The sequence below is a fragment of the Microvirga sp. P5_D2 genome, assembly GCF_054049475.1.
The window spans coordinates 1-10,742 of the sequence record NZ_JBFUMH010000174.1; the positions used below are offsets into that span (position 1 = coordinate 1).

Here is a 10,742-nt window from a genome sequence, read left to right on the forward strand (position 1 = left end):
GGTGGCAGACAGAGACGGGCGGCATTCTCATCACGCCGCTGCCCGGCGCGACGAAGCTCAAGCCCGGCTCCGCCACGCGGCCCTTCTTCGGCGTGAAGCCGGAGGTCGTGGATGCGGACGGCAAGGTGCTGGACGGTGCGGCGGAAGGCAATCTGGTGATCGCCGATTCCTGGCCGGGCCAGATGCGCACGGTCTATGGCGACCACGAGCGCTTCGTGCAGACCTACTTCTCGACCTATCCCGGCAAGTACTTCACCGGCGACGGCTGCAGGCGGGATGCGGACGGCTATTACTGGATCACCGGCCGCGTCGACGACGTGATCAACGTCTCCGGCCACCGCATGGGCACGGCGGAGGTGGAATCCGCACTCGTCGCCCATCCGAAAGTGTCGGAAGCCGCCGTCGTGGGCTATCCGCACGACATCAAAGGCCAGGGCATCTACGCCTATGTCACCCTGATGGCGGGGGAGGAGCCGTCGGAGGAGTTGCGCAAGGAGCTGGTGGCCTGGGTGCGCAAGGAAATCGGCCCCATCGCGTCGCCGGACCTGATCCAGTTCGCGCCGAGCCTGCCCAAGACCCGCTCGGGCAAGATCATGCGCCGCATYCTGCGCAAGATCGCCGAGGACGAGTTCGGCGCGCTCGGCGACACCTCGACGCTCGCCGACCCCGGCGTGGTGGATGATCTGATCACCAACCGCCAGAACAAAACTCGTTGACCATCTCTGATGGAGGGTTCCAGCCATGGCTTCCCGTGACTACGACCGAGTTATCCAAAGCCCGAGGTTTCAGGAGCTTGTCCGCCAGAGAACCAAGTTCGCCTGGACTCTGACCATTGTGATGCTCGTCATCTATTTCGGGTTCATCCTCCTCGTGGCGTTTGCCAAGCCCCTCCTCGCCATGAAGGTCGGCGACGGCGTCACCTCCTTGGGGATCCTGCTTGGGCTTGGCGTTATCATCGCCGCCTTCGTCCTGACCGGCATCTATGTTTACCGGGCGAACAGCGAGTTTGACGAACTGACCCGCAATCTCACGAGGGAGTTCATGTGATGCGCAGGCTCCCGATCATCGCGGTCGCGGCTGTTCTCGTGGTCGATGGCGTTCTCTCGAGTTCCCTTGCAGCGGGTCCAGACTTGGGCGCGGTCCAGAAGCAGCCATTAAACTGGGCCGCGATCGTCATGTTTCTGCTTTTTGTGCTCGGCACGCTCGGGATCACTTACCGGGCAGCCACTCAGACAAAGACTGCCGCGGATTTCTATGCGGCGGGCGGCGGCATCACCGGGATGCAAAACGGCTTAGCCATCGCCGGCGACTATATGTCGGCAGCATCCTTCCTCGGCATCTCAGGTCTCGTCTTTGCCAGCGGCTTCGACGGTCTGATCTACTCGATCGGATTCCTGGTCGGCTGGCCGATCGTTCTCTTCCTCATCGCCGAGCGCCTGCGGAACTTGGGCAAATTTACGTTCTCCGACGTGGCCTCGTTTCGTCTCGACCAGACCCAGATCCGCATTCTGTCGGCGGTCGGTACGCTTGTGGTGGTTGCCTTCTATCTCATCGCGCAAATGGTCGGTGCGGGTAAGCTCATCGAACTGCTGTTTGGCCTGGACTACCTGTACGCGGTTGTCATCGTCGGCGTGCTGATGATCGTCTATGTTGTGTTTGGCGGCATGAAAGCCACCACATGGGTCCAGATCATCAAAGCGTGCCTTCTCCTTGCCGGTGCAACTCTGATTGCCCTGATGGTCCTCTGGCGATATGGCTTCAGCCCTGAGGCAATGTTCGCGGACGCCGTTGCAATCCACCCGAGAGGCGACGCCATCATGGCTCCCGGCGCCCTCGTGGCCGACCCGATCTCGGCCATCTCGCTCGGGCTCGCGCTGATGTTCGGGACTGCGGGACTGCCACACATCTTGATGCGGTTCTTCACCGTGTCCGATGCCCGCGCGGCTCGGAAATCGGTATTCTACGCCACTGGCCTGATCGCCTATTTCTATGTTCTCACCTTCATCATCGGCTTCGGCGCGATCACGTTCCTGATGAACGACCCGAGTTACTTCAAAGTCGGCCCGAACGGAGTTTACGACAAGGTCAAGGACCTGATCGGCGGAACGAACATGGCCGCGGTCCATCTCTCCGCGGCCACCGGCGGCTCGCTCTTCCTCGGTTTCATCTCCGCCGTTTCCTTCGCGACGATCCTTGCCGTTGTCGCCGGGCTCACCCTTGCGGGCGCTTCTGCCGTCAGCCACGACCTCTATGCGGAGATCATCGCACGCGGCCGTGTTTCCGAACAGAAGGAGGTCAGGATCTCGAAGATTTCGGCGATCGCGATCGGGATCGTCGCCATTATCCTGGGCTACATCTTCGAGAACCAGAACGTGGCGTTCATGGTGGGCCTCGCCTTTGCGGTGGCCGCGAGCTGCAACTTCCCGGTTCTGCTCATGTCCATTCTCTGGAAAGGAACGACAACCCGGGGTGCTTTGGCCGGCGGGCTCCTTGGACTCGTCAGCGCCGTCGTGATGGTGGTGCTGAGCAAGGCCGTCTGGGTGCAAACCTTCGGCTTCCCAAAGGAAATCTTCCCGTATGACAACCCCGCGATTTTCTCGATGCCGATCGCGTTCCTCGGAATTTGGGCTTTTTCCAAGCTTGACGCCAGCGAACGGGCGAAGGCGGAGATCGAGGCGTTTGATGCCCAATATGTTCGATCCGAGACCGGCATCGGCGCCACTGCTGCCCACGTGCACTAGCGATTAGGAGATCTCCACCTTCCGGTTGATCAACGGCGGAGGGCTCGCGATCCATGCCAAGTCAATCCATGCAGGGCTTCGACACCGCCAATCCGCCGTTCGACCGGCTCGCACATCAGGAGGTCGAGGAGCTCAGGGCGGTGCTCGACATCGGGTATTTCAGCCCCGATGAGATGATCGTCCGGCAGGGACATGCGTCGGACCTGCTGCACATCGTCATCAAGGGAGCCGTCGAGGTTCGGGACGGAAACACACTCCTGGCCGTGCTCGGCCCCAAAGACAGCTTTGACTCGCGCGCCGTTGTGCACGGGGCGGCAGGTGAAGACTTCGTCGCGGTGGAGGAGACGCTCTGCTACCTGATCCCCCGCAACGTTGTTCTTGATCTCATCCGTCACAACGCAGCCTTCGCGGCCTTTTTCTATGCGGATGTATCCCGCAAGCTCGATGCTTTTGCCCAGCAGAGGAAAACAGAGGGAGTCGAGAGCGTGCTGCGGGCACGCATCCGCGAGGCGCGGCAAGGGGGCGCCGTCTTTGTCGATGGTGCGACCACCATCGAGCAGGCCGGGCATTGCATGAAGGACAATGACATCAATGCCCTTTTCGTGCGGGATGGACAGCGGGTTGGCGTGGTCACGGGCATGAACCTGTCGAAAGCAGTCGTCCTGCGTCGACTTGCGCTCGACACGCCGGTCCGGGAGGTCTGCCATTTCAATGTTGTCTCGGTCGACGGGAGCGACTTCATTTTTGACGCGCTGCTTTTGATGACGAAGCACAACAAGCGGCGTCTCGCAATCCGGTCGGACGGCGATTATGTCGGCTTCCTCGAGGACATCGACATCCTGGGGCTATTGGCCGGCAACTCCCAACTCATCCCTGGAAGAATTGATCGCGCCCGCAACCTCGACGACCTGGCGGGCGCAGCTCGTGACATCCAGGGCCAAGTCGAGCGGCTCCATCGGCAGGGGTTGAAGGTTGACCTGATCGCCGAAATCACCTCAGACTTGAACCGACGGTTGTTCAGAAAGCTCTTTGAGATGGTGGCCCCACTGGCCATCCGACAGGATGGCTGCCTGCTGCTGATGGGTTCGGAAGGGCGTGGCGAGCAAACCGTGCGGACTGACCAGGACAACGCCCTTCTTCTTGCCGAGGAGGTTCCAGACGGTGACCTCGCGCAGTTCCGCGAGGCCTTTTCCGGCGCCTTGGACAGGTTTGGTTTCCCGCCCTGCCCCGGGAACGTCATGGTTCGCAACCCGGTCTGGTCGCAGACCGTCGAGGGCTTTATCCGCCAACTCAAGGCCTGGGTGTTCAGCCGCGATGCGGCAGCCGCCATGAACATCGCCATCTTCTTCGACGCCGTGGCGGTCGCCGGGAAGCAAGACCTTGTCGTCCGAGCAAAGGAAGCGCTCATCGATCTCATGCGCGGCGAGGCTGCCCTCTTGGCGCATTTCGCACACTTGATCGAGACCTTCACGACCCCGAACCTTGGTGTCCTCAGCACGATCATGGCATCGGTGGGTGTCGGCTCCGGCGAGATCGATCTCAAGAGAGCCGGCACATTCCCTATCGTGCATGGTGTCCGGACGCTGGCGATCGACAAGGGCATCCTTGTCAATCCGACAGCCGCGCGCATCGATGCTCTGGTCCAGATTGGATCCCTGGACACGAGGTTCGGCGGGGAATTGACCAGTGCGCTTCATGCCTTCATGGAATTCCGTCTCAGGTCGCAGTTACGCGCCTTGCACAGGGGAACCATCGGAGCCGAGTCCGTCGTGCGGCTCGACGAGATCACCACAGTGGACCGGGATATGCTCCGGGATGCCCTCCGGGTCGTCCGCCAGTTCCGCGAACTGGTCCGCAACCATTACAATCTCGGGGCATTCTGAATGATGCGCTGGTTGCGGAATATGTTCTATCGCGTCTCCCTGGGAGATCACTCCTATCGATTTCTGTTCGAGCCTGGCCCTCCTAACGAGGTTGTCGTTCTCGATTGCGAGACCACAGGGCTCAATCCAAGAACCGATGAGGTGATCGCCATCGCGGCGCTGATCGTCCGCGACCGTCGCATCATGATGAGCACACCCTTCAGGGCCGTCATACGGCCCGACAAGGATCCGACCTCCACGTCGATCAAGGTGCATCGGCTCCGGGCCCAGGATGTGGCGGTGGGACGGGCAATGCACGAGGTGCTTCCCGAGCTTCTCCGGTTTATCGGTGGACGGCCGATCGTCGGCTACTATGTCGACTTCGACATCCGCATGCTGGACAAATATATCCTCCGCTATATCGAGGCGAAGCTTCCGAACCGTCGCATCGAGGTGTCCTCCATGTATTACGCCCTGAAATACGGTGGCGCTCCACCCGGAACGGTGCTCGACCTGCGGTTCGCCTCCATTCTTGCGGATCTTGGTATCCCAAGCCTTGAGCAGCATGACGCGTTCAATGATACGCTTATGACGGCCATGATGTACGTTCAGCTCCAAGACATGCAGAAGCGTGGCACTCGCCTTAGCCGCACACGGATCGTGCATCAGGTTGCGCCGATTGGCGCTTGAGGAGGATCATTCTCGAGAATATGGCCTAAGCATTCAAGGAGCCCGGAAACGGCTCGAAGGTCCGCCTTGGATCATCCTCTGCCGATCCCTCGGCCTCCAGGAACGTCCGATGTTCCTGGCGAGAGCGGACTCCGGGTCTAAGTAGGTCGCCAAAAATTCTGCAATAGCTTTCGGATCCGGAAGTGTTTGGATGCCATGCCGGCCTTGCGACGAGCCTGTTGTGGCGTCAGCATCAGAACCCAGGCTGCGGTGGCGAGGGCACCAATATGCCTGCCGTGGTCGACGTGGGTACGAAAGAAGTCGTCATGCACCGTGAGCGGCGCATGACCGCAGTGCTCGAGATCGTGCCAAACGATCTCTCATGTCCGAACAGGCGGGCTTGCCCAACCGCTTTCGGCAACCTCGTTCACGCAAGTGGCCCGTGCTCCCTCAGTCGTCGGGAAGCCCTGACCACGATGCCTCGGTGACGCTCTTCGCGCCTTCGGATACCGTTCCCTCTGCGATCTGGATCTTGGCGGATCCGCCCACGAACTCGCTCCACTGCGCCTCGGTGCCATGGAAGGCGTTGCGGTCCACGTTTCCGGCAACGCCGGGAACCCTCCCCGTGGTTGTGAACTGCCAGAAGGCCCACTGGCGGTCGTTGTAGCGGACCTGAGGCTCGGCGGCGGTGCTCCGTATCCAGAACGGATAGTCCTTGAGCTCGCCCTCGAGGACTTCCCTATGGAAGGTGATGTCCGTGTAGATGATCGGCTTCTTGCCCGTGTGGGACTCCATCTCGCGCAGCATGACCCGGATCATGGCCAAGGCCTTGTCACGCGGGATCTTCCTGCCACAGGAAGGAGACGCGCTGTTCCATTCGGCATCGAGCACCGGAGGGAGAGCGTCCGCCTCTGGCTGCACGTTCCTCCTGAACCAGGCAGCCTGCTCCTCGGCAGGCCGGCACCAATACACGAAGTGATAGGCTCCACGCAGGACACCCGCGTTGCGGGCGCCCTCCCAGTTCTCGGCGAATCTCGGATCGATGTGATCCCCACCCTCAGTGGCCTTGATGAAGGCGAAGCGGGTGCCTCCGTCACGCAGGGCTGCCCAGTCGACCTTTCCTTGCCATCGTGAGATGTCCACGCCGTGAACGGGTCGGAGTTGCGCACTGGCCACGCCGACGTGCGGCTTGGCATCTCCAACGCCTGATATCAGCCCTAATCCCGAGCAGGAAGCCAGCGCCATGCCAAGGGGCACAATCGCGCAAAGCCGTAACCCGGCCCTCAGTACCGCAAGCGCTTTGTCCATCTGCTAGTCCCCGCCCCGGTTGAAACCCGGCCCTCATGCTTCGTGGAGAACTCGATGCCAAATATGGCGCAGGAAGAGCGATTAGGGACAAAAAGGGGCAAATCTGAGATGGCACGAGCCGTGCGCTGGCAGTCTGCACAGGATTCGTCCCGTCCGAAGCCCGACGTCGTGGCGGCGACATCTCCCGAAGCATGGCCCTCGCCAGGGAGCTTTTGCTGGGCGACGATGCGGCAGTACAGACCGATGTAACCGATTTCGATTAGGTCAAGCGCCTGGTGGATAGGGCAGTGCAGATCCACGGCCGCATTGATGTCATCATCAACAACGCTGGCCTGATGCCGCACTCCCCGCTCGAACGCGTTAAGGTCGAGGACTGGGACCGCATTATCGACGTGAACCTCAAGGGCGTGCTCTACGGCATCGGCGCAGCCCTCCCGTACATGACGGAGCAGACGAGCGGCCACATCATCAACGTGTCGTTGGTCGCCGGCCACAAGGTCCGTCCGGGGAGCGCCGTCTACGCCGCAACGAAGACGGCCGTGCGCGTCATCTCGGAGGGGCTGCGGCAGGAGGTGAAGCCTTACAACATCCGGACGGCGGTCGTCTCGCCAGGCGCGGTCGCCTCGGAACTCCCGAACAGCATCGCCGAGCCGGATGCTGCCGCAGGCATCACTCAGTTCTACGAGCAGTTCGCAATCCCTGCCGAGTCCTTCGCGAGCATGGTAGCCTTTGCCATGACGCAGCCTGAGGATGTGGACGTGAACGAGATCCTGTTCAGGCCGACGAGGCAGGAGTTCTGAGTCGGCAGCAACGAGGTGGAACATCAGGAGAGGTCATGCAGGAATGACCTCTCCTGATGTTCCAATCATCGTTGGATGGTCTCCTTTGGGTCAAAGTGTAACGTAGAGTGACTCCAACGAAGGGCTGCTTCTGCCGCAGATGCGGAAATCCCGATAAGGTCCGCCTCGTGCCGATTTCGTTGAAAAACTCCCGCGCCCTACTTCATCGGTCTATTACTAGCATCACTGGGCCAGACGAGGCCCAGCATCCTGTATGCTGCTCACCCAGAAGTCGGCCTTTGCGGAGTTTTTCAACAGTATCTGCCACTAAGAGACATTCCCGATTCGATGGCAGAATTCTGATAAGGCCGTTTTTGGAACACGCCCGCACTTGAGCCACTGACTCAAGCGAGCGGGTTGCAGGGTAAGACCTTTAGGGTGCGCTGGAGCCGCGCGGCGGATCGGTCAAAATGGGCTGCTTCTCAGCCGAGAACCGGGAGCCATCGCACCTCTCAGTCGGCAACAGCCTGAATCCTTGGCCAACGATAACCTCGATAAAGGCTTTCCAGGCTCCGATTGCGAGCAGGGCTGCCGGTGCGTGGATGATGGAATGACGCCAGCGCCGGTGTCCGGGATAGATTTGAACGCAGTGATCCCCACGCCGCTGATCCGATAAGAAGCTCGAGATCCTGCTGTTGGTTCGAACGACGGTAGATCCTTCTTGCGGGAGCCGCTCTGGATGTAGAACCGGATCAACTCACTCCGTGATCGGCTCGCCCGAGCCGTCGAGACGCTCGACCGTGGCAAGTTCCTTGCGCAGCGTCACCGGTACTTCGACGCTCTCGACCGAAGTCGTGCGCCGGATCCGGACTTCCTCCACCAGGAAGAGCTGCTTCTCGACGACGAGGCGCTCCTCGAACACGGGAACGATCGTGACGTCGCCCTCGGTCCGGAGCTGTGGCACAACATTGACGACGCGGTTGACCGGAATTCGTTCGACCACGACCGTTTCCTGTGACAGCATTTCCTTGAGGACGCGCTCTTCAGTGTTGACGGTAGTCTTCACGATAACCCTGTCGCTTACCACCTGACGCTTGGCGATCTTCGCCTCCTCCTCGACGATCGGGATCACTAGCGTGTCGGGTTTGTCAGTCTCACTCATCTCGACACTCCCGGAGTTGGACTCGCGCATGGTTGGACACCTTCTGCTCGTTCAAGAAGTGATGGCGCTTACATGGCTTAGAGCAAAATCAGCACGATGCGCTTGGCTGGATGGCGCGCCTATTACATATAACGAAGCGCCTATTCTCAATAATGTTGGATCAAGCCGATGGAGAGGCAGCGATGGCCCTCTTGTTGATCTCGGTTTCGGCAAGCCGCGTCAGCTTCTCGTCTGTCGCCTTCTCCTCCTCGAGGGTCTGTGCAAGCAGCGCTGCCACTTCGCTCTCTCCGCAATCCTGCGCGATGGTCTTCAGAGAGCCGTAGCTGGCAATCTCGTAATGCTCGACCTTCTGCGCGGCCATGACGAGGGCCACATCGAGCAATTCGCCGGGCAGCCCTTCGTCCATCACTTCCTCCGCCTCTGCGATCAGGCCTTGCGTGGCCTCGCAGGTGTTCCCTTCAGGATCGGCTCCCAAATGCTCGAAGGCCCGCTTGAGGCGCTCGACCTGGTTCTGTGTTTCCTGGCGATGGGTTTGAAACGCCTGCGTGAGACTCGGTGAGGTGGCGGCTTCGGCCATGGCGCCGAGACCTTCCAGGATCTGGGTTTCGGAGCTGTAGGTGTCTCTCATCTCCTCGATGAGCAAGTCCCTGATCGTTTTCATGGTGTCCTCATGGTTATAGTTGTTGATGCGTTTTGTGTGCGTCCGGCACCTGACCGAGCGGGGTCAGCTTATCGACGATGCCGGGCAGGTGTCGGGAGAGCGCGGTGAGCGGCTCCTGGCTCGGGAGGCAGGACTGGCGCGCCAAGGCGTCGATCTTTGCGGGGCCGAGGGCCTCCTCAAGCTGGTTTGGCGTGACAGGCTGGTTGCCGCCGATGTCGATCCAGGACTGCGCGATTACGCCATGCCCGCAATGGGTAAAGTGATCGAGGAGCTGGCTGATTCCTTCGCCGTACTCCTTGCCGCCGCGTGACGTCAGGAGGGCAGCGACAGCCACCGCGATCGGCGAGGAGGGATCGATGCCGCTCGCTGATGGTCCGTAAATGCCGCGGGCTGCCTCATCAAGAAACTGCACCAGTCATCTCCATCCCGGGTGAAAGGGGGCGGACCCGATCTGATCCGCCCCGCAAGGTTCAGACCGAGCGCTTCAGCGGCTTTTCGTTTGTGCGGTTCAACGTGGTCTTGTCCGTCGCGACCCGATCGTCTTCGACATCGACCTTGGTCGAGCGGACGGTGTCCGACACGGTTTCAGTGCGCTGTTCGACGCCCTTCTTGACCACAACTTCGCCGGTGACGCGGGCTTCCTTCGAGACCACAGCCTCCTCTGACGTGGCCTCGGCTTCGATGGTGCGCTCGCGGAACGTATCGTCCCCCACCGCTGCGGCGCGATCAACAGGGCGACGCTCGACCTGGACGCTCTCGGTCCGCAGGCTGACCTGCTCGGACACCGGAGTTTCGACCACGTAGCTGCGCACCTTGACGTGACCCCGACTGACATCGCGCTTGCCGACGCGGAGTTGCTCCTCGACCACCGGGATCACTTCCTCACCAGCGCCCGTCGCGCGGCTTGCGGTGGGTCCGCTCGCCTTCCTGGTTGTCGCGGCATTCATGGCGGTAGCGTCGGGCGTATAGCCCTGCCATCCGTCAGCGCGCCACGCGCTCTCGCGCTCCTCCAGGTCGACGGTGCCGTATTCCTCGAGAATGTCCTCGACGCGTTCGGCCCGAGCTGCATCAACCGTGACGGTCACCATGGTGCTGCCGCGGTGCATGGCTTCCGCATAGGTGGAGCGATCCTCGTCGGGCAGGAAGAAATCAGCAAGAGAGGCAAAAAAGCCCTTCTCATCGCGGTCAGTGTCGTAGGACGAGCCCGTCACCGGAGATGAGGCGCTATCGTCCTCCGGCATCAACGTGATGCTGGTGCGCGAAATGCCCGCGCTGACAAGTTCGTCGATCGCTCTCCTGGCATCGACGCGATCGTCGAAGAGAGCCGTCATCGTCTGCTGGGCTGTCATGGTCTGCTGGGTCATTGTGGTATCTCCGTGATCTGTGTGGACCCGATCAGCCGACACATCGATGTCGGCTGATCGAAACGATGGCTGTCAACTCAGGTCGTCTTGGTGGAAGAGCTGGTACTCCGCGTGGCCAAGAACCACGCCGTGATGGTCGGATCGACCGCCCCGAGGCGCCCGCCAAACCAGGCAGCCAAGGCGCCGAGGAGAAGGG

The 10,742-nt window shown here is 61.0% G+C and carries 10 protein-coding genes and 1 pseudogene; 6 read left to right on the forward strand and 5 right to left on the reverse strand.

Features of this window, described 5'->3' with window-relative positions; translation table 11 throughout:
• The 5 genes from ACXJKO_RS26435 to ACXJKO_RS26455 form a co-directional block, all read left to right on the forward strand.
• A partial coding sequence (locus tag ACXJKO_RS26435) for an AMP-binding enzyme (protein WP_457094032.1) occupies positions 1-716 on the forward strand: 716 nt, incomplete at its 5' end.
• A gap of 25 nt (positions 717-741) precedes the next feature.
• Positions 742-1,047, forward strand: a complete 306-nt coding sequence (locus ACXJKO_RS26440; RefSeq protein ID WP_457094033.1) for a DUF485 domain-containing protein — start codon at positions 742-744, stop codon at positions 1,045-1,047.
• Positions 1,047-2,741, forward strand: coding sequence for a cation acetate symporter (locus ACXJKO_RS26445; RefSeq protein ID WP_457094034.1), 1,695 nt, complete (start codon positions 1,047-1,049; stop codon positions 2,739-2,741). The genes ACXJKO_RS26440 and ACXJKO_RS26445 overlap by 1 nt, the downstream gene beginning before the upstream one ends.
• 53 nt (positions 2,742-2,794) lie before the next feature.
• On the forward strand, positions 2,795-4,624 hold the full coding sequence (locus ACXJKO_RS26450) for a DUF294 nucleotidyltransferase-like domain-containing protein (RefSeq protein ID WP_457094035.1): 1,830 nt from the start codon (positions 2,795-2,797) through the stop codon (positions 4,622-4,624).
• Complete coding sequence (locus ACXJKO_RS26455) at positions 4,625-5,293, forward strand: 3'-5' exonuclease (RefSeq protein WP_457094036.1); 669 nt, start codon at positions 4,625-4,627, stop codon at positions 5,291-5,293.
• Positions 5,294-5,722: 429 nt separating this feature from the next.
• Here the strand turns inward: ACXJKO_RS26455 and ACXJKO_RS26460 are convergent, their stop codons facing one another.
• Positions 5,723-6,580 carry a glycoside hydrolase family 25 protein gene (locus ACXJKO_RS26460; protein WP_457094037.1) on the reverse strand — a complete coding sequence of 286 codons (858 nt, stop codon included), beginning with the start codon at positions 6,578-6,580 and terminating at the stop codon, positions 5,723-5,725.
• Between the two features lie 107 nt (positions 6,581-6,687).
• On the opposite strand from ACXJKO_RS26460, the pseudogene ACXJKO_RS26465 reads away from it, so the two are divergent.
• Positions 6,688-7,380 (forward strand): annotated as a pseudogene (locus ACXJKO_RS26465) (SDR family oxidoreductase); the annotation flags it as partial.
• Positions 7,381-8,116: 736 nt separating this feature from the next.
• On the opposite strand, the gene ACXJKO_RS26470 reads toward ACXJKO_RS26465, so the two are convergent.
• The 4 genes from ACXJKO_RS26470 to ACXJKO_RS26485 form a co-directional block, all read right to left on the reverse strand.
• Positions 8,117-8,521 (reverse strand): YsnF/AvaK domain-containing protein, encoded by a 405-nt coding sequence (locus ACXJKO_RS26470; protein ID WP_457094038.1) that lies wholly within the window; start codon positions 8,519-8,521, stop codon positions 8,117-8,119.
• A 160-nt stretch (positions 8,522-8,681) separates the two neighbouring features.
• On the reverse strand, positions 8,682-9,182 hold the full coding sequence (locus ACXJKO_RS26475) for a YciE/YciF ferroxidase family protein (protein ID WP_457094039.1): 501 nt from the start codon (positions 9,180-9,182) through the stop codon (positions 8,682-8,684).
• 13 nt (positions 9,183-9,195) lie between these two features.
• Positions 9,196-9,594 (reverse strand): YidB family protein, encoded by a 399-nt coding sequence (locus ACXJKO_RS26480; protein ID WP_457094040.1) that lies wholly within the window; start codon positions 9,592-9,594, stop codon positions 9,196-9,198.
• Positions 9,595-9,652: 58 nt separating this feature from the next.
• Positions 9,653-10,546 carry a YsnF/AvaK domain-containing protein gene (locus ACXJKO_RS26485; protein ID WP_457094041.1) on the reverse strand — a complete coding sequence of 298 codons (894 nt, stop codon included), beginning with the start codon at positions 10,544-10,546 and terminating at the stop codon, positions 9,653-9,655.
• Between the last annotated feature and the right edge of the window lie 196 nt (positions 10,547-10,742).